The sequence below is a fragment of the Phaeovulum sp. genome, assembly GCF_047638075.1.
Classification (GTDB): Bacteria; Pseudomonadota; Alphaproteobacteria; order Rhodobacterales; family Rhodobacteraceae; genus UBA6197.
Map to the genome: position 1 here is coordinate 1 of NZ_JBLJBV010000082.1, position 21,995 is coordinate 21,995.

Sequence of the window (21,995 nt, forward strand, 5' to 3'; positions counted from 1 at the left end):
TCAGGGGCAAACCAAAGGGCCCCGAGAAAGACCGAATACATAGGAGCAGGGTTTGCGGCACATCAACAAATCACTTGCAGGGGAAGGCAGTTCATACATGCCCCCCGGTCGTCCCCCGGTCATAACGAGAGTCCTTGAGGTTGATAGTCGTCGGTTTCGGGTGTGGCAAGCGCGCCGGCGCGGTGCCCTCAAATAGCTCAAGCGCCCGGCGCGCTTCTGCGGGGGGCTTGTTGCCGAGCGAGGAGTGCGGCCTGACGTTGTTGTAATCGTAGCGCCACAGCGCCAGCATTTGACGGAAGTCAGCGAAGGTGTCGAATTTCTCCTCGTTCAGGCACTCATCCCGCAGGCTGCCGTTGAAGCTTTCAATGTATCCGTTCTGCTGCGGTTGCCGTTGCATGGACGCATGACGGTATGACGGTATCGGCATCAGAGTTGGATGCAGACGAAAACCTCTTGGGCGTAGATAACGGCGTGCTCGATCTGCGCAAGCGCAAGCTGCTGAAATTCTGCCCGGATGCCCAACGGTAAATTCAGGCCGCGAGTACAGCGGAATTGCGGAAGCAAGCGTGAGATCAGTGCAATCGTGAACCAAACAGGCCGCCCCACTTTCGACTGGGGCGGCTACACCCTGTGTATAGTTCTGCTGAGTTTGCTGAGTTTCGAAGCAAATGCCGGTTCTTTTCCTATAAGCGCTTCATAATGGGAGTTTGCGGAAAACGGACCAAAACTCAGCAGAACTATACAGCCGCCCCCCCGGTCGGACGGAAACGAAACACAGTTGTAGGAAAGCGAGACATGGAAAAGATGACTCTGACGTTCGTGCCTGCCAAGAACAGCGTATATATTGGGTTTGATGGCCCTACGATGCTCGCCCTCGTTGTGCCCTATGATCCAGAAGGCATTTGCGGACCAACCAACTGGCAATGGACCCCTTACAGCGGTCGGTCTCCGCATGAGCGCCAGAGTTGGGCCTTTCCAAACAAGAATGGACGTTCGCAGCGTGAACGCAGTGCGCAGGACGCAATCCGCCGCGCGGCCCAGTACATCGGCCACGGGTTCGCTCGCCCATTGGACCTTTGTTCCGACGACTGCCCCGATTGCCCGGCTATTGTCATGGTTGACGGGGATCCTGCCACCGGAGGAAGTTGACAGTGAAACAATACATCGACTATCTGCGGGCTGGACGACGTGCCGCCCGACCTGTCGTTGGCTGTCGCTGCGGGCTGTCTGCCCTTGCTGGTAGCCCATGACGTGCCCGCAGCGCCGCTTGTGGCACCGCAGGCGCAGTCCAAGCTAGACGAACGGGCCGCGCATATCGTTTGGCTGTCAGGGGCCGCGCTGTCTGACCCGCTGCGGGGCTTCCCGGCCTGTCAGGTGGTTCGGGTCGCCCAAGGGCAAACTCTGCGCCAAGCGGCTGTTGCTGCGGGCGTTGACCCCGACGCCGACCGCTTGATTGTGGGCATCCCCGAAGCCTGTTTCTGAAATCCAAGGGCCAACTTGGACCGACTGCCCCGGTTGCTGCGAAGCGCCGGGGCTTTTTTATGCGATTACCAACGAAATCAGGCGAAACGCTATCGGAACGATTTGCAGCGCGGTTCCGCCTGCAATGAGCAACAGGCCGCGACGTGCCCCGCGCGAAGATGCAAGCAAGTTCTGCACCATGGGCAATTCAACATTTTTTTCTTCTTCTTCGTCAGCCCAACGCGAAATCCCGACATTGATTGCATCGGCTTCCTTCAAAATGACCGCGCGGGCGGTTATCCACGCCCCGCCTAATGTGATTACCAAGCCTAAGCCCGTAAGAATATCCGAAATAACGTCATTCATTGTTGCCGTCCGGGTTGATCGGTTTCAAGTCGAATGCGCCAAAACTTACCCGCCCGTTCGTAAACGGCTTCGGGAGTAAGCTTGTTGAAAATCTTCAACACGCCTTTGCCGACGCATAGGTTCGAAGACTTGTCGAAATACGCAAAGGTTTCATCGTTAAGTTGGAACAGGTGACTTGCGGCGGCTTCCTGATAGAGAAAACCCGCCGCTTCGTATTCTGCCAACATCCAACGGGCCGCTTCGTCTTCGGTCATTACGTTGACGGTGCTACATATGGTTTGAGTGTATGTTCTTCGAAATAGCCATGTTCTTTCGAAGCGCCTTTGAACCACTGGCAAGTATAGCGAGCGCCCGCAGTTCTTCTTTCTACCTCTGAAATTGTCATCGCAGGGCCGCCGGATTTAAGTTGCACAATGTCGCCGGGATTGAATATCGCTGCCATAATGTTGTTCCATTCCAGAATGTTGTTACGTCGCGATTGTGAGCAAACTTCGCCGAAGCTTCAAGCGAAAGGTTCACGTTTTCGCGATCATCCGGGCGGGAAAGCTTGTGGGCACCCTGAAACTACCGCGCGAATACTGTCACTAGATTGGCAATAGAAATCCAAGGTCGTAAATTTTTGCAGTAAAAACAATAACTTAAAGGAGATTGTGGCGGAGAGACAGGCGGCCTTTCTGTTAAATAGTGTTACACTATGATAATAAAATACGATAGAAAATTCAATCGCTTGTGGCGCTGATTTGTCGCTTTGCCTATCATCGTGTATCATTACCTAGCCTGATTTTAGGCGGGTTGTATGGCGGGTTGATAGGTGGGTTGTAATGCCAAAAAGAGCAATTGAAATGCGCCCTGCGCAAATTCAAAATTTAAAACCAAAGCATAATAATAGGCCAACGGTTTATTGTGTTGGCGGGATAACGGGATTGAATATTCAAGTTCAGCCAAGTGGTAATAAATCTTGGCTTATGCGAATTAGGATTGGTGACAAGCGTCGCGAGATCGGGCTTGGCGCATACCCTGACACGGGGCTGGCAGCGGCACGCGAGAAGGCAAGGGAATTGCGGGACAAGGTGGCAAACGGAGATGACCCTGTAGCTGAGAAGCGGGCAGCGAAGGCTGCGGTGGTGGTCGAGCAAGCCCAGTCGATCACGTTCAACGAGGCGGCAAAGCGTTTCTTGCTGTGGAAGTCAGCGGAGTTCTCGAATGCCAAGCACGCGGAACAATGGCGCGCGACACTCGCCACCTATGCAAGCCCGGTGCTGGGCAACATGCAGGTGCGTGACATAGGCGTGCGAGACGTGCAGCGAGCGCTTGAGCCGATTTGGCTAACCAAGACCGAGACTGCCAGCAGGTTGCGGGGAAGGATTGAAGCTGTGCTAGCGTGGGCAACGGTCGGAGGCTATCGTTCCGGTGATAACCCTGCGCGATGGGCTGGGAATCTTGATGCCGTAATGCCGAAGCCCGGTAAGATTGCAAGAGGCGACAATCAGCCAGCCGTAACTCTGGATGACATGCCAGCGTGGTTCGCGGCTCTGCAGAAACGTGAAGGGTTGGCGGCGCGGGCACTTGAGTTTCTAACGCTATGTGCAAGCCGGTCGGGCGAAGTCAGAGGAATGCTCTGGGATGAGGTGGACCTAACTGCGGGCCTGTGGACTATCCCTGCGGCACGGATGAAGGCAGGGCGGGAGCATAGGGTTCCCCTGTCAGATGCTGCTCTGAAACTACTGAATGGCTTGGAGCGGCGCGATGATAGCCCGTATGTGTTCCCCGCTGTCCGTGGTGGGATGCTGTCTGACATGACCCTTTCCGCAGTCATGCGGCGTATGAACGATGCAGAGCCGGGGCGATGGCTTGACCGGGTTAGCAAGCGTCCCGCCGTGCCGCACGGTCTGCGCTCTACGTTTAGGGACTGGGCAGCGGAAAAGACTGCATTTCCTAGGGATATGGCAGAGATAGCCTTAGCGCACAGCGTAGGTTCTGCCGTGGAGTTGGCCTACCGTCGGGGTGATCAGTTGGAGAAGAGGCGCGAAATGATGGCAAATTGGCAACACTTTTGCCTGTCAAGCGAAAAATGATAGTCGGTAACTTGATTTTTTACTTGACATCATATATTATCAACTCTGAACGGCGGAAATCATTCCGAATCATTCAAAACATGAGGATCAAACATGGAACTAGACACGACCAAACTGATGCCGACCAAGGACGTTCGAGCAACGCTCGGCGGCATTTCTGAGATGACACTTTGGCGTTGGCAGCACGACGATGCAATGGGCTTTCCTGTGCCCGTGCGCTTCCGAACACGGAAATACTGGAAGGCCGCTGACATTCTTGCATTTGTTGAGCGAAATCAGGTAGCCGCGTGATGAACTCAAATAGCTATTTTGAAGCTCTGATGTCAATCCTTGGAGAAAACAATGAATTGGAAGAAGAACACCGAAACGGCGGAATCACAGAGGCCGATTACAGTGAACGATTGGACGATTTAATGCGTCGGATTAAAAATCTCAAATCAGAGAACGTCGCCGAATAAGAAAAGACCCGGAGCGCCCTCCACGGCTTCCGGGTCTCTGCAGTTAATTTGTCTGTCAAGGACGCGAGCAACGAAAGGCTATATCGCTCAATGAATACTATAAAGATTTTTGCCGATTACGCAAATCAGCGGGGAACCTCTGCGGGGGGCGCTATGGTGCCTTACATGCAGGAAGTCACCAAATTTCATAACAAAGATATTATGATCCGCTGGAAGGATTTAAGTCGAAGCAAGTTGTATAACGACACCATTAGTCAGCTTCGCAACTTCAAGCCTCCGATCACGCACGACGCTGTGGCGAAGTGGATGACAACGCTGTTCCCGCATACGCTGAAATCCGTACCGAATGAAGGATTTCGGATATACCGTGAAGGCGGTGTGGTATGGGAGACTCTTAGCAGGACCGGGGTTCTCCAACTTGTTCGTGAATGCTGCGACTTCATTCTGAAACACTGCATTCACGACTCTGAACTTCTGGAACAGGCCGAAAAAAAATTCGGTGACGTTCAGTTCATCGAAAAAGTGGAGCGTGCGCTGCAAATCCAGCGGCACATCGTCCATGAATCCCATGAATGGGATGCCGCTCCAGAAGATGGTTCCATTCCGTTCGCTTATGATGGCGGTGGCGTTCTCTTTGTGGAGGCCACTGAAACCCGCGAGCGTGCGGAAGGTGACGGCATTCTTGAGCCAACTGGCGGAACGGTTTGGGAAAGGGAATGGCTTGAGCCGGGGCGGTCGGCATGGACAGAGTACTTGACCCAAAAGGCCGGGTGTCAGCGTGCGGGAGATATTGTATACAACGTGCGCGACATTCTGTCACCGTCGCCGCTTTGGAAGAATCTACTAAATCACATTACTGGCGATGATGCTGAAAAGATCGCCTTCCTGAAACGCTGGGCGGGCTATTGCGCCACCAATTCAATCAAAGAACACAAGTTCCTTGTGATATGGGGGCAGTCAGGGACAGGAAAGTCAACGTTTGGCAAGGTTCTTTGTGATGTTCTGGGCGACTACGCGATAATCTACGACCAAAGCAATCTGATGGTTCGGGATTACGAAAAGCACAACACTTACAACCGCATGTTGAAAGGGAAGCGGTTCGCGTTGGTCGATGAAGTAAAGCCGGACGCGAAGTGGGACACTGCTAAAATCAACAAGCTGGTTGCTGGCGGTGGCATGGAAGGGCAGAAGATGTACAAGGACCCGGAAATGTTCACGCCGGTTGCTAAAGTGATGTTTTCTTTGAACGGGCTGCCGCAATATGACAGTCCTGTCGGCATTGACAGGCGGCTGATCTTGATGGGTGTTAATCGGAAGGTGGAAAAAGACAACATTGATAAAGACCTCCCCGCAAAGCTAGTGGAGGAATATCCGCATATCCTCGAATGGATTCTTGAGGGAATGGAGGAATACCTCAACGAAGGTCTGGGTATCCCTGGCAGTATTTGCCGGGAAACGGATGCATTCCTTGCCACCGGGGATTCTTTCTCGGCATGGTGGACAGCGTGCGTACGGCAGGTTGATGGCGAACGAACGAAGGTTTCTGTGCTGCGAGAGAGTTACAAAGCATATTGCCACAGCATCGGCGAAAAGCCGAAGGAGACCAGACCTTTCAACACTGAGATTAAAATGAAGGGCATCGAACAAACTAGAAACCGCGCTGAATGGCTGGGTGTAACGGTTTGCACGGTCTAAACCGTGCAGTTCCGTGCAGTTCCGTGCAGATTATTGCGAGTTTGCACGGCAATTTACCTCAATGAAAACAGTTAGTTAGGCCTGTTTTTCGTGCAAAAGTGCAAAAGTGCAAAGGAAAAAAGTTCTATTAAAAATAGTGGATCAAACAATGCATAAGTGGATGGTGAAATATATAGAAAAGGAAGGGAAAAGTGCACGTTTGCACGAAATGGCACTTTTCTCATATTTCTCAATGGCTTGTATGCGTGCAGATGGTCGTGCAGAGCGTGCAGATTTGCACGCTCTGGGGTTCGGCGTGTTACAGGTGCGTAATGCTACACCCCGCCGATTAAACATTCCGCATACTTTGTGATAATATAACGCATATTAAAGGAGCATTACCCATGGCCCGTAACGGCAGCACTAAGTCATTCACTAACGCAGTGTCTGATTGGATCGAACAAGCTGAGAAGGACGCAACGGACATTGCCCGCGCTGCCGCAAAGGAGTTCGTCTCTGAATATCAGGACGCAACGACCAAGGTTAGTGGCAACCTTGCCAATTCAACTCATGTTGCTGCGTCGCCTGCTGATCTGCTTAAGGGCGCACCTGATCAGAAGTATTCAGACCCGACCGCTGCGAATATCGCGGTCATTGACGCAATGGAATTGGGTGATCATGTCTATGTGGCGCAGGTCGCACCCTATGCAGGCAAGTCTGAGTTCGGATATGTCGGATCAGATGGCAAGCCAGTCGCGGGGCACTTCCAAGGTCTGACCACTGCCGCCAAGTGGAAGGGCATGGTTAAGCGCGTCGCCCAAGTTCGTGGTCGGAAGGTCAAATGACGGTCGGGGCCACCGTAGGGCACCCTCGGGGGACGGGATACGCGGGGGGAGTTATCTGTTCACATTTCCAAGATTTGATCAAATATTAGATGGCAAGACCAAGTAAACAAGCCTCTGAGGCTATTTCATTCATTGAGAAACTGCGCATTCCCGAGGGTAAACTCGCCGGGAAACAGGTTAAATTGGCGCGGTATCAGAAGGACTTCCTGCGTGGTGCGCTGTCTAATGGCATTCTTGCCGCCTGCCTTAGCATCGGTCGCGGCAATGGCAAGACTGCCTTGTCGGCTGGTGTAGCATTGGCAGAATTGATGGGGGTATTCAATCCCCAGCCCAAGCGTGAAGTTCTATTTGCTGCACGGAACCGGGACCAAGCAAAGATCGCTTTCAACTTCCTAGTGGGCTACATTGAAGGGCTGGCGGAAGAAGATCAGGCGCAGTTCACCATTCGGCGCGGCCAGCGTCTTGAGGTGGAGTTCAACGGGAACGGTGGAGGCTTGGCACGTTGTATCGCTGCTGATGGTCGCTCGGTCTTGGGTGGTGCCCCGACATTGGCAATCCTTGATGAACGTGCGGCTTGGGATCGCGACAAGGGTGACGCGCTAGAGAATGCAATTATATCGGGCTTGGGAAAGCGCGACGGGCGCGTCTTCATAATCAGCACAAGCGCACCGGATGATGCAAACCCGTTCAGCCGATGGCTGGATAATCCACCTCCCGGCACTTTTGTGCAAGAGCATAGACCGCAGCCCGGATTGCCACCCGATGATCTGGAAAGCCTACTGATAGCTAACCCCGGCGCGAAAGAAGGTATCGGCTCTGATGCACAATGGTTGGTAGCGCAGGCGAAGCGCGCTATCGCCAGAGGTGGTTCCGCGCTGGCGTCGTTCCGCAACCTTAACCGCAACGAGCGCGTCAACATTGAAACAAGTTCGGTCCTGATCACGGTAGACGAATGGCTTGCTGCTGAGGTGGCCGACCTGCCCAAGCGCGAAGGGCCTTGTGTCTGTGCCGTCGATCTAGGTGGCAGCCGTAGCATGTCGGCAGCGGCGTTTTACTTTCCACAGACAGGTAGGCTTGAAACATATGGCGCATTCCCCGGAAATCCCGGCCTTGGTGATCGTGGGCAGGCTGATGGCGTCGGGCAGCGATATATCGAAATGGAAGAGCGCGATGAAATTTTCACAATGGGCGACCTGATCGTGCCGCCGGGACCATGGTTCAGGGCTGTCCTAGACAAGCTGGATGGATATCCCATTGCCTGCATCGTTGGGGATAGGTTCCGGGAGGCGGAGTTTCGGGAAGGGCTGCAAGCTGCCGGTCTGCGCGTCCCGTTCATTGCCCGAGGAAACGGATTCCGCGACGGCGGCGAAGACGTGGAACGGTTCCGCACTGCTTTGTTTGACCGACGCGTGCGCGTCCTGCCGTCGCTGCTTCTTCGGTCTGCATTCTCTGAGGCGATTGTGGTGGTCGATGACAGCGGCAACGAGAAGCTGACAAAGAAGCGGAGCCTTGGGCGCATCGACGCAGCGTCGGCAACGGTATTGGCGGTGGCAGAAGGAGCAAGGCGCATGGCTGCACCAGAGCGGCGTCCTGCGCGTGTGGCGTGGGCATGACTTGGCACCGGCACAGCGCTCACATACTTAAAACCGAACGCTGGCGACGTGTTCGTGTAGAGGTGCTGCGCCGTGACAACTGGTGCTGTGTGCAATGCGGTGCGCGTGGCGCGCTTGAGGTAGATCATATCACGCCGGTTCGTAAGGGCGGTGCGGAATATGACCTGAACAATTTGCAAGCGCTGTGCAAGTCTTGCCATGCAGTTAAAACGCAAAGTGAGGTTTTTAAAAATGGCAGAACTGATCCTGAATCTGTTAAATGGAGGAAATTATTGCGATGTGGATTGGACCAAGAAAAGGTGATACTGTCTACGGGGATTTATTCGATGAATGGGCTGGACGGGAAGAAGAACTCCTAACTCTGATGAATGCGAAAGTGATCGCAGATGCGAAATTAATTTGGGAAAGGGGCTTTATTCAAGCGCCATGGTCGAATGATGAATTTTTGGTATCAAAAGACCATGCCAAGCTGATGGTTGCCATTCAGGACGCGGCGGGTTGTTTTCAAAATGATATAGAAGAAATCCGTTTGATTATGGGATTCAAAGCGATCACCAATGCAAAGGCAGTTGTAAATGCAACAATTCGCAAAGGATTTGTTAAAGAGTTAGATGGATTACTCTCGTTAACGCTATATGGTCGGGACATGTTGGATGAATTAGAAGACCCTTCGGGTGATTTTTATATGGCAGCTTAATATGGTATTACTTGAATTGCAATATTGCAATTATTGAGGAACACCATGCTGCAAAGCAAAAATATTGAACTGCGGAAATCCGAAATCCGCCAAAGCCTTTCGGAACTTGCTGGCAAAGATAACCCGACCGAAGATGAAGTTCGGTCGATGGATGCTCTGGATAAAGAGTATCGCACGGCAGAGGTGAAATATCGCGCCGCGCTGATTGCTGAAGACTCGGAGCGTCGGGAAGCCGGGGCAGAGATGGAAACCCGGTCGGATAAGGAATGGTCGCAGATGCTGGATCGTTTCGAGGTTCGGCAGGTGGCCCTTGCACTAGATGAAGGCGCGTCGCTTTCAGGCGCGACCAAAGAGATTGTCGAAGAACTTCGGTCGCAAGGCGGGTTCCGGGGCATCCCTCTGCCACTGATGGCCCTTGAACAACGCGCGGGTGAAACTGTCGCATCCGGTCTGTATGAGCCAAAGCAAACGCGCGACATTATCGCCCGGATTTTCCCGAACTCGGTTGCGGCGCGCATCGGCGTTCAGTCTGTGAACATTCCGCAGGGAACCGTTGAATATCCAGTTGCGACTGCTGGTGCAGTTGCTGGCTGGGCCAATGGTGAACTTGCGGACGTGGGTGCAGCAACGGCTTTTGCTACCACTGAAAAAGTGCTGTCGCCGGATCAGACCCTTGGCGCACAGATGATCCTGAGCCGGAAGTCGCTCAAGATGACTGGCGCAGGTCTGGAAACGGCGATCCGGTCTGACATGTCTGCCGCGATAGCAACGGCCTTGGACAATGCTGTGATCAACGGCACTGGTGCCACTGGCCAGCCTTTGGGTTTGATCCCCGGTGCTGTGACGTATGGCATCACGGCGACCGATGTTGCCTCACTTGCAACGTGGGCTGCCTTCCGGGCCGAAGTGATTGCGTTCATGGAAGCGAACGCCATTACCGATCCCGCGCAGGTCCGTGTGGCATTCCCGCCTGCGATCTGGGGTGGTCTGGACAATGCGCTGATCTCGGGCACTGCCGTTTCGGAACTGGACCGCATGGCCGCGCATGGCATCAAGCCAGTGCTGGCTAATCAGGTGCCTGCTGATACTGCCATTCTTACGACCACTGTGAACGGTATTGCCCCTGCATTCCTTGGCCTCTGGGGCGCTGTTGACCTGATCCGTGATCCCTACACCAAGGCGGCATCGGGCCAGCTTGTGCTGACTGGGCTTGTGACGGCTGACGTGCAGGTTGCCCGTGGTTTGCAAACCCGCGTTCTGACGGTCACCCCTTAATATGGAAGGTCTCCCGATCTATAGCGGGGGCCTCGAATTGCGCGCCGAGTCTGATGGGACTCGGCGTCTCTCCGGGCGCTTCCCTTACAATTCGCGTGCCGTTATCCATAGTGGTGGCAATGGTCGCAAGCCGCGCAAAGAACAGTTTGCTCCGGGCAGCCTGTCGTTTGCAATCAATGACCCTGACCGCGATATTCACGTCCTAGTTGGGCATTCGTTCGACAAGCCGCTTGCCTCTAAAAAGGCTGGCACGCTGCTGTTCAATGACACGTTGGAAGCCTTGCTGTTTGATGTGATTATTACAGAAGAGGTTCAGCGCACAAGCTGGTGGCAAGACTTCCTGAATGCCTTCCTTGCGGGACTTATTGTCGGTATTAGTCCCGGCTTTCGTGTTGCTCCTCCCGAGGCTGTTGAAGAGGCGGAACAGTTTGAGGATGAAGACCCGGCGGAAGGTAATGCGATTATCCGCACAATTCTTGCCGCAATCCTGTTTGAATTGTCGTTTGTCACGCGGCCTGCCTATCCTGACACGCAATTAGACCTGCGATCTGAAACGCATCAGGACCGCATTCCTGTTCGTGGTCAATCCTACGCTTTGAACAGGTGGCGTGCATGACAAGCCTTTATATCGAATCCGAGAACGAAATCTCGATTGTGTATCCTCTGCCGCCGCTTGACGTGTCGGTAAGCGTTCCAGAATCCATTTGGAAAAGGATGGAATCCTATGTTGCCTGTCGGTGGTCCACTGCTGAAATTGAATATATTGTATCTGCGCCATGCGCTATTGATTGGCGTCCTCCGGCCTATCCGTGGATTATCAACTCTGTTGATGGCGATCCTGCCGAAGTGAATGACTTTGGCGAAGTCACATTGCAACCCGGTCGGCACCGCGTTGTCTGCACTATTGGCGGGCAGGTAGTAACGGCGGGAGTCGAGGAAGCCTATCGCCGTCTTGCCGCCTATTACGCCGATCCTGACACCCGCAAGGGCTATTCCCGTTACTCGGTTAACCTTGCCGGGGATATTTCCGAAAGTTGGTCGCGTCGAGCGGGCACAGATGGGCTTGCGGCAACGGGGGCGGCTGAACTCTTGAAGAAATATCGGAAAGCGGGAATTGCGCATGTTTGATTGGTTCAGAAAGAAACCCGAGGTAGAAACCCGATCTGCGGCACAAGGCGGTTTCACAGGGCAAGTGCTGGCGCTGCGGGAAAGCTGGATTGCAGGCCATAGCGGCATGGGTGATCTAACTGCCGCCGTGCAGTCTTGCGTGAGCCTCTGGGAAGGCGCGCTGGCAGCCTCTGACGTGCAAGGGGCGGAGTTGCTGACGCGGCACGTCATGGCCTCTACAGCCCGCGCTATGGCCCTGCGTGGCGAATGTCTGTGGTATCTCGGGGACGACGGCCTGCTGCCCGTTGCTGATTACGACTATTCGACGCGGCATGGGCGTATTCGGGCTTACCGGCTGACAATCCCCGATGCAGGCGGAGCCTATTCCGTGAATGCGCTTGCCGCCGAAGTGCTGCACTTCAAGATCGGCGTTGACCCGTCGCATCCTTGGCAGGGCACATCACCCCTGCGTCGCGCAAGCCTGACGGCTGAGTTGCTGCATACGCTGGAATCGACGCTGGCCGAAGTCTATGCGAATGCGCCTATCGGCAGTCAGGTTGTGCCGTTTCCTGAATCCCCCGGCACCGATCTGGAAACGCTGGGGCGGGGCTTCAAGGGGCGGCGCGGTCGTGTGCTGCTGCGGGAGTCGGTGAACGTCGCTGCTGCGGGTGGTCCTTCGCCGCAACAGGATTGGAAGCCGCAAGCCCTGACGCCGAACCTTGCCGATAGCATGGCGACACAAAATCTTGCCGCTGCCCGTGGTGCGATCCTGAATGCCTATGGCGTGCTGCCCGCGCTGGTTGAGCCTGCAACGACCGGGCCGCTGATCCGAGAGGCGCAACGGCATCTGGCAGGCTGGACGTTGCAACCCATGGCGATGCTGATGGCCGAGGAAGCTAGCGCCAAGTTGGGCGGCAAGGTCGAGATTGACGTTATGCGGCCTGTGCAGGCTTATGACGTGTCAGGACGTGCCCGCGCGATGGCAACCGTGGTGCAAGGGCTGGCACTGGCGAAGGAAGCCGGTATTGAGCCTGACGCGGCGCTTAGGCTGGTGAACTGGGGGCGCGGTGATGACGCTTTCTGATGCGCGCCGTGCCTTCCTTGAACAGTATTGGCGGGGCTTACTGTCCCGCCACCAGACTGCCGCAGGGATGGCGCAGGAAGCTGGTGTCACCGTTGCCTATGTCTATGCCAGCTTGGCCCGTCACAGCCTGCCTACGCCGGTCAGGGGGCGCTGATGCCAAGAGGTGTGCCGAAGTATCCGATGATCAAACTAGCCCCGCCAGAGACGTTTTACTGGGGGCCTGAGATCGACCGGGACACTGCTATGTCACTTGGTCGCAATCGTTACTTTACGGGGGAACCCTGCAAGTGGGGACATGTGTCCGAACGTTGGTGCCTGTCCCGCCGTTGCGTGGAATGTGTGCTGCGGTCGCATCGGACGGAAGAGTATCGGCAGTATACTACACCGCAGGAAAGAGAGTGGTTTGCGGCGAATCCTGATCGGGTGGCCGAATACAATGCCCAGCGTCGTGCCGTGAAAGCTGCCAAGCCGGTTAAGTCAGAGGCGCGGCGGGACGGGCTGAAACGGCACTGGGTGGAGCGCCGAAAAGCTGGCTGACTGTTGCCAGAAAACAACAGTTTTTCGATGGCGGGTTGTTGGGCGGGTTGGCGGGACTGCCTAGATTTTCCCAGCAAAATCAACGCGCTACAGGGCGATTGGCGGAGAGACAGGGATTCGAACCCTGGGTGGGCTCTCACCCACAACGGTTTTCGAGACCGCCGCATTCGACCACTCTGCCACCTCTCCGCGTCAGGGGTTGTCGTGGGCGGGATTTAACTTGGTGGGATGCCGGTTGCAACCGCTTTTTTATCACGCGGATGGCAGTCCTTCTATTGCAGTCTAGGGCGATTTTATCTTGTGTTGAAAAAGTTGGATTGGTCTTGTGACTTCTATGCCTCGGCCCCTCAACTCATTTGTGCGGCCCTGCGCTCGAATGCCAGAGGGCGTTTGACGCCCTGCGAAGGATGGCGGCGGCACGGGCTATAGAACCCATTGATGTATTGGAATTTAATTCTTTCCGCGTGACGTCTGGTGCCCCTTCGGTCGCTGACCTGCCCTCCGGTCGTCCCTCGTTCATAACGAGAGTCCCTGGGGTTGATAGCCGTCGGTTTCGGGTGTGGCAAGCGCGTCGGGCGCGGTGCCAGCAAATATCTCCAACGCCCGGTGCGCTTCTGCCGGGGTCTTGTTGCCGAGCGAGGAGTAAGGCCTGACATTCTGGTAGTCATATCGACCCTATTGTTGTTTGCCCATTCAGGATCGCTTTGCTGGTGAATTCAGTGCCAATGTCAAAAACTATGCGGGCAGGCTTGCCATGGATCCGGGTCAATGCATCCAGCTCCCGCGGCACGCGTGTCCCCGAGATGCTGGTATCGGGACCAGGCATAGGCTTTCGCGGCAGCAATCCCTTACGGTGTTTGAAGGTAAACAGAGCTGTTCCCCGATCTTTGGACAAATTTCCGGCTTAGTTAAGCTGATGCCCGAATCTGCTGATCGGTTTCATTGCTGTTGAAGTAGACCACGGCGGGCGGTTTACCGCGATGGGCGGCGTGGGGCCGCAGGTGGTTTTCGAAGGCGATTCAGCGTCCGACACCAGCGCGTGCCTGTGACCCGGTTTCCCAGCCAGCCCAACCGGAAATGGGCTGGTGACATCACCTATATCCGGACGCGAGAAGGCTGGGTCTATCTGGCCTTCATTCTGAACCTGCCTTCCCGCCGGGTCATCGGCTGGGCCATCAGCAACCGGATGACGAAGGACTTGGCCATCCGCGCCCTGAACATGGCCATCCATTGCCCGGCAGGCGATGCCTTGCATCACCAAGAGGGGCCCTGCGCAGGCCGCCTTGGTCTGCATTCTGGCCGCATCTTCGCCCTCTCTTGGTGTGCATTTGCAAACCAAGAGAGGGCAGCTGTTAGGCGGTCTGCCACCGAGTGAAGCGTCATCCGGCAATCCGGGCGCTGAAAATGGCTATCGCCTTCCGGTCGCCGCCCAAGGGTTCTATTCAGCATCGGGCTGAAAAAACCCGCTCACGTTTGAACGAACAGCGGCTTGAACGATCACCCAACCGAAACAGAACCGAAACAGGTTCGGACCATGCTTATTGCGCTGGCGGTGTGTCGCTGCTTTGCCCCTTTGGTGCGGTATTGACCCTGAGCAACGCGAACACGCTGCGGTGGTCTTTGCCGATCTTGTCGTCGCTGACAATCAAGAAGAGATCGTCCGATAGCTGCGCCAGCCCTTCAAAATCAGCGTCGGAAATGTTGGGCAGATCGATTCTTGCAACCTGGGTCGTGCAAAGCTGCCCGGCGGTGCAGTTCGCTGGGTCAAGAACGCGAAGCCAGGGGATCAGGCTGCCATCGGTGGCTGCGACATCGCGTTCCAGGATCATCAGGCGGCCATCAGGCAAGGCTTCCAGTGACTTGATGCTGGTTGTGCCGATCTCGGCGGTGTCATAGGAAAATTCCTCGCCGCTGGCGGCATGGATCGTCTGGGTTGTGCGCGGCTGGGCTGCAAGGGGTTCTTCCGGGGCGGTCATCAACCCCAGTTCGGGATGGTGCGCCAGTGACTCCAGCCCGTCTTTTTCGCTTCGCTGCGCCGCTGGGTCGCTTACCGCGGCCGGAACGGCAAGATCCGCGAGCCAGGTGCCGTCCGCAGAAAAGCGGGCGATGCGCGGGCCATGCTCGCTGACGATGCTTAGCGTTCCGTCATCGGCCAGGGCTATGCCTTCTGCGTTGAACCCGGAATAGCGGATCTCGTTGCCGCTGGAGTCGCGCAACTGATGCCCGGAAAGGGGGGTCAGCCCGGCAATCCGGTCGCCTGTCAGATCAAGCGAAAAGCTGAAGATACGGCCTTTGTCAGACACCGCGTATAGCAGCTTGTTCTGTTGGTCATAGGCCAGACCTGACAGCTCGGCTATTTTCAGGCCGTCAACCCGGGGTTCGCCAAGAACCAGCGTGTCAAGAACCTCGATTTGCAATGGGGCCGTCTGTGCAAGGGCCAGCTGCGGGGCAAAGAGGGCCGCGCCGCAAAGAATACGCGTAAGAGGGTTGGTCATGTTGGTACCTTTCAAGATGAGGAGTAAGGAGGATAAGGGCCTACGGCAGCATCATGCCGCGTAGCGTAAAGTAGATGAGCCCTGCGAACGTGGCGGTTGCGGGAACGGTGATGACCCACGCCGCGATGATGCGCAGCACGAGGGCCCGGTTGACCAGAACCCGCCGGCATGATGGCCCCAAGGGGGCAGGGCCGGCCTGTCGGGGCGTGGCCGCGCCACGGGCGGTGCTGTCGGACCTGAGATGGGCGAGCAGTGCGGCGCGTTCGCCAAAGGGTGTGGCATGGAACTGCACGATGAATTCTTCGGCCCGGGCATGGTCCGCCGCAGAGTGGCTTGCGCGGATCTCGGCCAGGATTGCCTGATGCTGCGCCTTCAGCCGCTCTCGCAGAAAACCGACCCCCAGCAGGGCGCCGACGCTGACATGGGTGGTCGATACCGGCACCCCCAACTGGCTGGCCAGGATGACTGTCAGCGTTGCCGCCATGGCGATGCAATAGGCGCGCACGGCATCAAGGCGCGTGATCTCGCTGCCGACCGTGCGGATCAGGCGCGGGCCAAACAGCACCAGCCCCAACGCCAATCCAAGCGCGCCAAGACCCAGCACCCACAGCGGAACGTCCGCGTCGTTGCTCATCTTGCCGGTGGCCAGTGCCTCGACAATGCCCGCCAAGGGGCCGATCGCATTGGCCACATCGTTCGAGCCATGCGCGAAAGAAAGCGCGCCCGCAGCAAGGATAAGCGGGATACCCAGCAACCTGTTGAGGCTGTTCTTGCAGTTGCGCAAATCCGGCAGCCGGCGTGCAACATGGGTGCGCATCAACAACCACACGGCACCCGCCACCCAAAGCCCGCAAAACCCCGCCTGAAACAGATCAAGGCTGGCGCTTTTCGGCAGACCCATGAGCAGCAGGTAAGTGCTGAAAACCCAGGCCATCGCCGCCGCCAACAAAGGCACGCCCCGCCCCGCAGCGCCAAGAATATCGGGTTGCCAGGTGATGCCCCGCTTGATCAGGATCAGACAAAGCGCCGCCAGGCCCGCGCCCATCGCCGGCGAAATCACCCAGCTCGCAAGAATTCCGCCCAGGACGCTCCAATGCACCACCCCGAAACCCGCAGCGGCCACACCCGCGCCCAGCACCCCGCCGACAATCGAATGGGTGGTGCTGACGGGCGCGCCGAACAGCGTTGCCAGATTAAGCCAAAGCGCCGCCGCCAAAAGGGCGGCCATCATCGCCCAGACATAGATATCAACACCGGGGATCAGCGCGGGGTCGATAATTCCCTTGCGGATCGTGTTGACCACATCGCCACCGGCGATCATCGCACCGGCGGCCTCACAGGCGGCGGCCATGGCGACGGCAGCGCCCAGCGGCATGACGCGCGCGCCGACGGTTGGGCCGATGTTGTTGGCCACATCGTTGGCGCCGATGTTCAGCGCCAGATAGCCGCCAAAAACCGCCGCGATGGCCAGCCATAAACCGATGCCCCCGGCCCAGGCCGCAACCGCGGCCAGAAAGGCGCCACAGAAAACCAGTCGCCATGTGACGGGGTTTTTGCGCCCCCGTTCACAGATCAATGGGGCAAAGGTAGCCTTGGCCGTTGTGGAAAGTGCCAGCATGGCGGTCTCCTTTCAACCTGTGTTGAGACGGTGTCGCCGGTTCATGCGGCTTTGCGCGGGGTGGTCAGGTTCAGGCGGCGCAATGCCGGCAGGAAATGATTGTGCCGCTGCACGCGGCCCAGTGCGGCCATGCCGATGCAGTACTTTGAGCAGCGGTCCGTGGGGTGCAGGTGCAGGCCGCGCAGGATCTTGTCGGCAATACCGTTGCCACGCGCTGATTTGGTTTCGATGATGAACATGTCGGTTGGCACATCGCAGCTTTTATCGTCGTTTTCGAAACCGAGCCTCGTGTCGATCGTCATCCGCTCTCCGCCCTCCTTGGCGACCAGCGTGATGCGTTTGTATTTCATCGCAATCACCGGGCGCAGCGCCAGGCCGAACGGCTCGCCATAAAGATCATGATGGCAGGTTTCGATAAAGTCGATGCAGGCGCGGTCCAGTTGCGCCAGATCGGTTGGCACCTTCAGGCGCCGCTTGACGGTAACCTTGCGTTTGTCTTTCAGTTTGACCTCAAGATAGCTGAACCCCGCATCGACATATTCGCGGATACGCACCTTGCAGCGTTTGCGCCTGCCTTGGTGGTGGGCGTAATAGGTTTGATGATCTTCGTTGTCGAAATAACGGGTGGCATAGGTGAAACTGCGCTGGCCGTTGATTTCAAGCACATCAAAAAGGTCGGAAAACGCCTCAAGCGCGGGGCGAAGCCGGGCGGTTGACACGATATATTTGTTGTCCAGGCGTTCAAGCATCGCGGCCTTGGCGTTCAGGTGTTCCAGGCTTAGCGGGGTAAACCGGGCAAGGCTTTGGGTGATAGCGAACTGCATCTTCTTGTTTCCTTTTATAACAACGTGTCAGTTTCGGTAGAACACGTTGATCCGCGCCATGTCGTTGATGTAATCAAGCGCCGTGATCTGATAGGACATCACGTCCACATGCAGGCGTTCGGACAGATCCGCGCGCATGCGGGCGGGGTCTGACAGCGCGTCGGGGTCGATCTTGTCGAGCGTGATCTTGACGCCCTGCGCCGATTTCAGGATGCGCGGATGATCCAGCACCCAAGCGCCAAACAAGACGATCAAGACCACCGTTCCGGTAAAGACCAGCGTGGTGCCCTGAAGCGAACATATCACCGCAATGGCGATGGAGCCGAAGAAATAGGTGATTTCGATTTTCGATATCTGCTCAGAGCGCAGGGTAAACAGCGCCAGAATGGCAAACAGCCCGAACCCGGCGGTGATGCTGAACTCAACCGAAGACAGCACCGTCAGCACGCCAAAGGCAAAGACGTTGAACAGCGATGCGGCGGTGACAAGCTCCTTATCGCGGTAGCGGTGATAATAAAGCCCGAAGATCAGGATCAGCATTGCGAAAATATCAATGCCAAAGCGCAAGATCGTTTCAATGGGGGGAAGTTGGTCAAACATTTTGTTTTCCTTCTGTCCGGGCCGTGTGTGGGCCGGGGTCGTGGCCATGTTCATGAGGGGATTACGCGACCAACGTCGGGTTATTCCCACGGGCGTGACAAATTCCCCGAACGCCCTGATCTTGCACGGAAAACCGCCAGAAGATGCGCAAAAACCCGCCCGGCTGATGGTGCCAGCGGGCGGGTGTCTTGCCAGTTTCAAGCGGGGTTTGACCCAGGGTTTACGGGGTGTTTCGGCCTTGGCGCGCGCGAAGCGCCTTTAGCGCGCGGGCCTCATCTTCAATGGACATGGGGGCCCCGGCACCCGATGCGTCAAGATAGGCATCCAGCGTTTCCAGGGACGAGGCCGGCGCATAGCCGGTCTGGGATCCGGCGGCCGTTACCACCGCCATTCGCACATTCCAACCCGGCGCGGTGCGGCAGGCCACCGATACGATTGTCGCGCCGGTGGCGTCGATGAATTCAAACTCTCGGCAAAGCTCGTCATCGGCGTTGGCAAAGGTTGAAGTCGCCCTAAGCGCGCCTCCGGTTGCCAGACCCTTTTTCTCGCCCGAGGGTAATTCAGACAGCAGACGCGCCAATTCCGGATTTTCAAGCGCGGCAAGGTTCAAGATACCGGCCGCGTGCATGTCGCCCTGACGGGTGGCAATCCACCCCCCCAAAGCCCCTATCGCAAGCAAGACGCTAGCCGCCACAGAAAGCTGCCACAGCGACACGCGCCGCGATTTACGCAAGAAAGGCAGAACGTTGGTGGGTTGATGGGCCTTCAAATCCGTGTCGCGGGCGGGCGGTTCCCGAAGCTGGCGCAAGATTGCCTCGGGGATGGCGACATCGGGGCGCGCCTGCGCAAGGTCAGCCAAGCGCTGCGCGGTCGCGTCAAACACCGCGACCCGTGCCGCAATCGTCTGGTCGCGTGCAACCGCCGCGGCAACCTGTTCGGTTGTCTCAGGATCAAGTTGGCCATCGGCATAGGCCATCAAGATTTCATCGGTATAGTCATTTCCTGACAAGTTGCACCTCATGTTCCTTGCAGGATAACGGATGAGCCATCAGTTTATTCCCAATTCTTTTGCCAAGGCCAGCCGCGCGCGTGACAGCCGGCTCATGACGGTGCCGACCGGGATTTCCAATATCTGGGCGGCTTCCTTGTAGCTCAGATCCTGCATGCAAACGAGGATCATCACTTCGCGCTAATCTGCGGGCAGCCGCGCCATTGCCGCTTCGGTTTGGTGCAGCATCAGGCGGTTTTCCGCGTCGCGTGCCCCGTCGATGACCGCCGCATCGGGGGTGTCGGCAATCGCAACCTCGGTGCCGCGGGTTTTCGCGCGTCGCGTCATGTCGATAAAGGCGTTGCGCAGGATGCGAAACAGCCACATGTCCAGCGGTTGCGCGGGGTCAAAGTTGTTCCTGGCTGACAGCGCGCGTTCTACGGTAATCTGCACCAGATCGTCCGCCATGTCCGACCGACGCGACAGCGACAGCGCAAAACGCCGCAGATTGGGCAAAAGGGCGATCAGGGCCTCATTGAAACCATCCGGCATTTTCCGGACTTCCTTCAAATTACTTCCGGGAATATATTCCGGGCTGGAACGTTAACCCAACATCGTGGAAGTGACCAGATGGCCAGACCGGCCGGAAAGAGATGGACCAATATTGATGCGGATACCCCCCCCTCCGGCCCCTCTTTATCGTTTTGATTGCCGTGATTTGCCACGCTTTTGTCTGGAACGACGGCTCCCTTCCGTTCGTCAACGCCGCATACGCGGATGATGACGATGGGGGGGATAGCGGTGGCGGTGGCGGTGATCATGACAGCGATAATGACAGCGACAGCGATAGCGATAATGACAGCGACAGCGATAATGGCGATAGCGATGACGACGGGGACAGCGATGACGATGACGATGACGATAATCTGATAAGATCGCGCAGCAGAAACAAGAATGACGCTGGCAAAGGCCAGCGCGACGGCGGATCACAAATCAGGGTGCGGCGTGCAGCGCCGGTGCCACAGATCGTCAATGCGCCCGGCCAGATCGTTGCCTATGGCCTGTTGCCAGCCGACCTTGCCAAACTTCAGGCCCAGGGTTTTTCGGTCATCAAAAGTCAGCCCGTCGTGGCAACGGGGTCCACCATGTATCTGCTAGGGGTTCCCAAGGGCACAAACATGCCGGATGCGCGCGCCATGGTTCGTAGCCTGCCGAGCGGGCAAAGTGCTGATTTCAACGCCTTCTACCGGCCCAATCAATAGCAGGAACCGGACCCTTGCGTTGGTGAATACTGCGCCGGGCGGGTTCAGGTGCAATGGCCCTTGTCGCCCGATACCTGCGCCCCCGATATCGCCTCAGTCACGGTCGGGATGATCGACACCGGCATCAGTGCCAATCACGCGGCCTTTGACAATGCCCGCCTTGAGGTTGTCTCCCTGACGCAGAACGACCAGCCCGCGTCGCGTGCTATTCATGGCACCGCCGTTGCCTCGCTGCTGATTGGCAACCCCGAGAGCCGAGCCCCCGGCCTTTTGCCCACGGTTCATCTGATTGCGGTCGACGTGTTCAACCGCGTTGCCGGCGATGAACGTGCGGCGGTTTTTCCGCTGGTGGAGGGTCTGACACGGCTTGCCGATGAAGGGGCCAAAGTTATCAACCTTAGCCTTGCGGGGCCTGACAACAGTGTTCTTGAAAAAATTGTGACTGAGCTGACGCAGGAAAGGGGTATTGTTCTGGTTGCCTCGGCGGGCAATGCGGGACCATCGGCCAAGCCGTTGTTTCCGGCGGCCTATGACTCCGTCATCGCCGTCACTGCCGTGGACAGGCGCGACAACATCTACAGACATGCCGTGCAGGGCCCGCAAATCGACCTTGCCGCGCCCGGTGTCGATGTCTGGGCCGCAGCCTCGATTGCGGGTGCGCGCTGGAAAACCGGCACGTCCTTTGCCACCCCCTTCGTATCGGCTGCCGCCGCGATCGTCATTTCGCAGCAGCCCGATCTAAGCCCGGCCGACGTGCGCGAAATCCTGATAAACGGGGCATTGGATCTGGGCCCCGAAGGCCGGGATGATACTTTCGGGTTTGGTCTGGTGTCGTTTCAAAACCTCTACGCCGATAGTGGCGGGGTAAAGGATCTGGCAGAGTCGGCGCTGAAATAACGGGCAGGTGCCGGCGCGACGACCCCGCGCGCCAGCCTCCTTTGCGCGCACCGCCCGGGTTGGCGGGCGGTCTGACATGGGCCTTGGCCGCCCATATAGCCACGCTGAAAGGGGTGAAA

General features: G+C 56.9%; 26 protein-coding genes, 1 tRNA gene and 3 pseudogenes. 17 read left to right on the forward strand and 13 right to left on the reverse strand.

Translation table 11 applies throughout. The annotated features are described in order from the left end of the window. Positions 1 to 119 precede the first annotated feature (119 nt). Positions 120 to 388: pseudogene (locus tag ACM62R_RS12520) on the reverse strand (integrase core domain-containing protein); the annotation flags it as partial. Positions 389 to 411: 23 nt separating this feature from the next. Between ACM62R_RS12520 and ACM62R_RS12525 the strand changes: the two are divergent. Continuing rightward, the gene (locus ACM62R_RS12525; protein WP_415184384.1) at positions 412 to 528 is read left to right on the forward strand and encodes a hypothetical protein; all 117 of its coding nucleotides are present in this window, start codon (positions 412 to 414) and stop codon (positions 526 to 528) included. 660 nt (positions 529 to 1,188) lie between these two features. Continuing rightward, positions 1,189 to 1,482 carry a hypothetical protein gene (locus ACM62R_RS12530; RefSeq protein WP_415184385.1) on the forward strand — a complete coding sequence of 98 codons (294 nt, stop codon included), beginning with the start codon at positions 1,189 to 1,191 and terminating at the stop codon, positions 1,480 to 1,482. A 57-nt stretch (positions 1,483 to 1,539) separates the two neighbouring features. Here the strand turns inward: ACM62R_RS12530 and ACM62R_RS12535 are convergent, their stop codons facing one another. The 3 genes from ACM62R_RS12535 to ACM62R_RS12545 are packed head-to-tail and all read right to left on the reverse strand — an operon-like array spanning position 1,540 to position 2,269. Next, positions 1,540 to 1,827: a hypothetical protein gene (locus ACM62R_RS12535; protein ID WP_415184386.1), complete on the reverse strand. Its 288-nt coding sequence runs from the start codon at positions 1,825 to 1,827 to the stop codon at positions 1,540 to 1,542. After that, complete coding sequence (locus tag ACM62R_RS12540; protein ID WP_415184387.1) at positions 1,824 to 2,081, reverse strand: DUF6953 family protein; 258 nt, start codon at positions 2,079 to 2,081, stop codon at positions 1,824 to 1,826. The genes ACM62R_RS12535 and ACM62R_RS12540 overlap by 4 nt, the downstream gene beginning before the upstream one ends. Beyond that, positions 2,081 to 2,269, reverse strand: coding sequence for a YodC family protein (locus ACM62R_RS12545; RefSeq protein WP_415184388.1), 189 nt, complete (start codon positions 2,267 to 2,269; stop codon positions 2,081 to 2,083). The genes ACM62R_RS12540 and ACM62R_RS12545 overlap by 1 nt, the downstream gene beginning before the upstream one ends. A 400-nt stretch (positions 2,270 to 2,669) precedes the next feature. Between ACM62R_RS12545 and ACM62R_RS12550 the strand changes: the two genes are divergently transcribed. From ACM62R_RS12550 to ACM62R_RS12605, 12 genes are all read left to right on the forward strand, one after another. Continuing rightward, complete coding sequence (locus tag ACM62R_RS12550; RefSeq protein WP_415184389.1) at positions 2,670 to 3,902, forward strand: tyrosine-type recombinase/integrase; 1,233 nt, start codon at positions 2,670 to 2,672, stop codon at positions 3,900 to 3,902. Between the two features lie 93 nt (positions 3,903 to 3,995). Further along, complete coding sequence (locus ACM62R_RS12555) at positions 3,996 to 4,193, forward strand: helix-turn-helix transcriptional regulator (protein WP_415184390.1); 198 nt, start codon at positions 3,996 to 3,998, stop codon at positions 4,191 to 4,193. Between the two features lie 332 nt (positions 4,194 to 4,525). Then, positions 4,526 to 6,055, forward strand: a complete 1,530-nt coding sequence (locus ACM62R_RS12560) for a DNA primase family protein (protein ID WP_415184391.1) — start codon at positions 4,526 to 4,528, stop codon at positions 6,053 to 6,055. A 383-nt stretch (positions 6,056 to 6,438) separates the two neighbouring features. Beyond that, complete coding sequence (locus ACM62R_RS12565) at positions 6,439 to 6,879, forward strand: hypothetical protein (protein ID WP_415184392.1); 441 nt, start codon at positions 6,439 to 6,441, stop codon at positions 6,877 to 6,879. Between the two features lie 89 nt (positions 6,880 to 6,968). Continuing rightward, the gene (locus tag ACM62R_RS12570) at positions 6,969 to 8,492 is read left to right on the forward strand and encodes a terminase large subunit domain-containing protein (protein WP_415184393.1); all 1,524 of its coding nucleotides are present in this window, start codon (positions 6,969 to 6,971) and stop codon (positions 8,490 to 8,492) included. Then, complete coding sequence (locus ACM62R_RS12575; RefSeq protein WP_415184394.1) at positions 8,489 to 8,851, forward strand: HNH endonuclease; 363 nt, start codon at positions 8,489 to 8,491, stop codon at positions 8,849 to 8,851. The genes ACM62R_RS12570 and ACM62R_RS12575 overlap by 4 nt, the downstream gene beginning before the upstream one ends. Further along, positions 8,752 to 9,189, forward strand: a complete 438-nt coding sequence (locus ACM62R_RS12580) for a hypothetical protein (RefSeq protein WP_415184395.1) — start codon at positions 8,752 to 8,754, stop codon at positions 9,187 to 9,189. Before ACM62R_RS12575 ends, ACM62R_RS12580 begins: the two co-directional genes overlap by 100 nt. A 45-nt stretch (positions 9,190 to 9,234) precedes the next feature. Next, positions 9,235 to 10,464, forward strand: coding sequence for a phage major capsid protein (locus tag ACM62R_RS12585; protein ID WP_415184396.1), 1,230 nt, complete (start codon positions 9,235 to 9,237; stop codon positions 10,462 to 10,464). Position 10,465: 1 nt separating this feature from the next. After that, positions 10,466 to 11,080: an HK97 family phage prohead protease gene (locus ACM62R_RS12590; RefSeq protein ID WP_415184397.1), complete on the forward strand. Its 615-nt coding sequence runs from the start codon at positions 10,466 to 10,468 to the stop codon at positions 11,078 to 11,080. Next, positions 11,077 to 11,592: a hypothetical protein gene (locus ACM62R_RS12595; RefSeq protein WP_415184398.1), complete on the forward strand. Its 516-nt coding sequence runs from the start codon at positions 11,077 to 11,079 to the stop codon at positions 11,590 to 11,592. Before ACM62R_RS12590 ends, ACM62R_RS12595 begins: the two co-directional genes overlap by 4 nt. Further along, complete coding sequence (locus ACM62R_RS12600) at positions 11,585 to 12,655, forward strand: phage portal protein (RefSeq protein WP_415184399.1); 1,071 nt, start codon at positions 11,585 to 11,587, stop codon at positions 12,653 to 12,655. The genes ACM62R_RS12595 and ACM62R_RS12600 overlap by 8 nt, the downstream gene beginning before the upstream one ends. Beyond that, a complete protein-coding gene (locus tag ACM62R_RS12605) occupies positions 12,642 to 12,809 on the forward strand; it encodes a hypothetical protein (protein WP_415184400.1) in 168 nt (55 codons plus the stop codon). Before ACM62R_RS12600 ends, ACM62R_RS12605 begins: the two co-directional genes overlap by 14 nt. 482 nt (positions 12,810 to 13,291) lie before the next feature. On the opposite strand, the gene ACM62R_RS12610 is transcribed toward ACM62R_RS12605, so the two are convergent. Continuing rightward, positions 13,292 to 13,381, reverse strand: a tRNA-Ser gene (locus ACM62R_RS12610). A 327-nt stretch (positions 13,382 to 13,708) separates the two neighbouring features. Beyond that, positions 13,709 to 14,038, reverse strand: a pseudogene (locus ACM62R_RS12615) (IS3 family transposase); the annotation flags it as partial. A gap of 220 nt (positions 14,039 to 14,258) precedes the next feature. On the opposite strand from ACM62R_RS12615, the pseudogene ACM62R_RS12620 reads away from it, so the two are divergent. Then, a pseudogene (locus ACM62R_RS12620) lies at positions 14,259 to 14,456 on the forward strand (DDE-type integrase/transposase/recombinase); the annotation flags it as partial. 274 nt (positions 14,457 to 14,730) lie between these two features. On the opposite strand, the gene ACM62R_RS12625 reads toward ACM62R_RS12620, so the two are convergent. From ACM62R_RS12625 to ACM62R_RS12655, 7 genes are all read right to left on the reverse strand, one after another. After that, complete coding sequence (locus tag ACM62R_RS12625) at positions 14,731 to 15,687, reverse strand: esterase-like activity of phytase family protein (RefSeq protein ID WP_415184401.1); 957 nt, start codon at positions 15,685 to 15,687, stop codon at positions 14,731 to 14,733. 40 nt (positions 15,688 to 15,727) lie between these two features. Further along, positions 15,728 to 17,305, reverse strand: a complete 1,578-nt coding sequence (locus tag ACM62R_RS12630; RefSeq protein WP_415184402.1) for an inorganic phosphate transporter — start codon at positions 17,303 to 17,305, stop codon at positions 15,728 to 15,730. Between the two features lie 41 nt (positions 17,306 to 17,346). Next, positions 17,347 to 18,129: a polyphosphate polymerase domain-containing protein gene (locus ACM62R_RS12635; RefSeq protein ID WP_415184403.1), complete on the reverse strand. Its 783-nt coding sequence runs from the start codon at positions 18,127 to 18,129 to the stop codon at positions 17,347 to 17,349. A 27-nt stretch (positions 18,130 to 18,156) separates the two neighbouring features. After that, positions 18,157 to 18,729 (reverse strand): DUF4956 domain-containing protein, encoded by a 573-nt coding sequence (locus ACM62R_RS12640; protein WP_415184404.1) that lies wholly within the window; start codon positions 18,727 to 18,729, stop codon positions 18,157 to 18,159. Positions 18,730 to 18,949: 220 nt separating this feature from the next. Further along, the gene (locus ACM62R_RS12645; RefSeq protein ID WP_415184405.1) at positions 18,950 to 19,750 is read right to left on the reverse strand and encodes a hypothetical protein; all 801 of its coding nucleotides are present in this window, start codon (positions 19,748 to 19,750) and stop codon (positions 18,950 to 18,952) included. A gap of 27 nt (positions 19,751 to 19,777) precedes the next feature. Beyond that, on the reverse strand, positions 19,778 to 19,909 hold the full coding sequence (locus tag ACM62R_RS12650) for a sigma factor-like helix-turn-helix DNA-binding protein (RefSeq protein WP_415184406.1): 132 nt from the start codon (positions 19,907 to 19,909) through the stop codon (positions 19,778 to 19,780). A 9-nt stretch (positions 19,910 to 19,918) separates the two neighbouring features. Next, positions 19,919 to 20,269: a sigma-70 family RNA polymerase sigma factor gene (locus ACM62R_RS12655; protein ID WP_415184407.1), complete on the reverse strand. Its 351-nt coding sequence runs from the start codon at positions 20,267 to 20,269 to the stop codon at positions 19,919 to 19,921. A 161-nt stretch (positions 20,270 to 20,430) separates the two neighbouring features. Here ACM62R_RS12655 and ACM62R_RS12660 point away from each other — a divergent pair, with 161 nt between their 5' ends. Next, on the forward strand, positions 20,431 to 20,979 hold the full coding sequence (locus ACM62R_RS12660) for a hypothetical protein (protein WP_415184408.1): 549 nt from the start codon (positions 20,431 to 20,433) through the stop codon (positions 20,977 to 20,979). A gap of 48 nt (positions 20,980 to 21,027) precedes the next feature. Continuing rightward, positions 21,028 to 21,876, forward strand: coding sequence for a S8 family serine peptidase (locus ACM62R_RS12665; RefSeq protein WP_415184409.1), 849 nt, complete (start codon positions 21,028 to 21,030; stop codon positions 21,874 to 21,876). Positions 21,877 to 21,995: the final 119 nt, after the last annotated feature.

Coding starts and splice junctions, on each gene's coding strand:
- ACM62R_RS12525 (WP_415184384.1), top strand. CDS start 412: ATGACGGTATCGGCATCAGAGTTGGATGCAGACGAAAACCTCTTGGGC.
- ACM62R_RS12535 (WP_415184386.1), bottom strand. CDS start 1,827: ATGAATGACGTTATTTCGGATATTCTTACGGGCTTAGGCTTGGTAATC.
- ACM62R_RS12540 (WP_415184387.1), bottom strand. CDS start 2,081: ATGACCGAAGACGAAGCGGCCCGTTGGATGTTGGCAGAATACGAAGCG.
- ACM62R_RS12545 (WP_415184388.1), bottom strand. CDS start 2,269: ATGGCAGCGATATTCAATCCCGGCGACATTGTGCAACTTAAATCCGGC.
- ACM62R_RS12550 (WP_415184389.1), top strand. CDS start 2,670: ATGCGCCCTGCGCAAATTCAAAATTTAAAACCAAAGCATAATAATAGG.
- ACM62R_RS12555 (WP_415184390.1), top strand. CDS start 3,996: ATGGAACTAGACACGACCAAACTGATGCCGACCAAGGACGTTCGAGCA.
- ACM62R_RS12560 (WP_415184391.1), top strand. CDS start 4,526: ATGCAGGAAGTCACCAAATTTCATAACAAAGATATTATGATCCGCTGG.
- ACM62R_RS12565 (WP_415184392.1), top strand. CDS start 6,439: ATGGCCCGTAACGGCAGCACTAAGTCATTCACTAACGCAGTGTCTGAT.
- ACM62R_RS12570 (WP_415184393.1), top strand. CDS start 6,969: ATGGCAAGACCAAGTAAACAAGCCTCTGAGGCTATTTCATTCATTGAG.
- ACM62R_RS12575 (WP_415184394.1), top strand. CDS start 8,489: ATGACTTGGCACCGGCACAGCGCTCACATACTTAAAACCGAACGCTGG.
- ACM62R_RS12580 (WP_415184395.1), top strand. CDS start 8,752: ATGGAGGAAATTATTGCGATGTGGATTGGACCAAGAAAAGGTGATACT.
- ACM62R_RS12585 (WP_415184396.1), top strand. CDS start 9,235: ATGCTGCAAAGCAAAAATATTGAACTGCGGAAATCCGAAATCCGCCAA.
- ACM62R_RS12590 (WP_415184397.1), top strand. CDS start 10,466: ATGGAAGGTCTCCCGATCTATAGCGGGGGCCTCGAATTGCGCGCCGAG.
- ACM62R_RS12595 (WP_415184398.1), top strand. CDS start 11,077: ATGACAAGCCTTTATATCGAATCCGAGAACGAAATCTCGATTGTGTAT.
- ACM62R_RS12600 (WP_415184399.1), top strand. CDS start 11,585: ATGTTTGATTGGTTCAGAAAGAAACCCGAGGTAGAAACCCGATCTGCG.
- ACM62R_RS12605 (WP_415184400.1), top strand. CDS start 12,642: ATGACGCTTTCTGATGCGCGCCGTGCCTTCCTTGAACAGTATTGGCGG.
- ACM62R_RS12625 (WP_415184401.1), bottom strand. CDS start 15,687: ATGACCAACCCTCTTACGCGTATTCTTTGCGGCGCGGCCCTCTTTGCC.
- ACM62R_RS12630 (WP_415184402.1), bottom strand. CDS start 17,305: ATGCTGGCACTTTCCACAACGGCCAAGGCTACCTTTGCCCCATTGATC.
- ACM62R_RS12635 (WP_415184403.1), bottom strand. CDS start 18,129: ATGCAGTTCGCTATCACCCAAAGCCTTGCCCGGTTTACCCCGCTAAGC.
- ACM62R_RS12640 (WP_415184404.1), bottom strand. CDS start 18,729: ATGTTTGACCAACTTCCCCCCATTGAAACGATCTTGCGCTTTGGCATT.
- ACM62R_RS12645 (WP_415184405.1), bottom strand. CDS start 19,750: ATGAGGTGCAACTTGTCAGGAAATGACTATACCGATGAAATCTTGATG.
- ACM62R_RS12650 (WP_415184406.1), bottom strand. CDS start 19,909: ATGATCCTCGTTTGCATGCAGGATCTGAGCTACAAGGAAGCCGCCCAG.
- ACM62R_RS12655 (WP_415184407.1), bottom strand. CDS start 20,269: ATGCCGGATGGTTTCAATGAGGCCCTGATCGCCCTTTTGCCCAATCTG.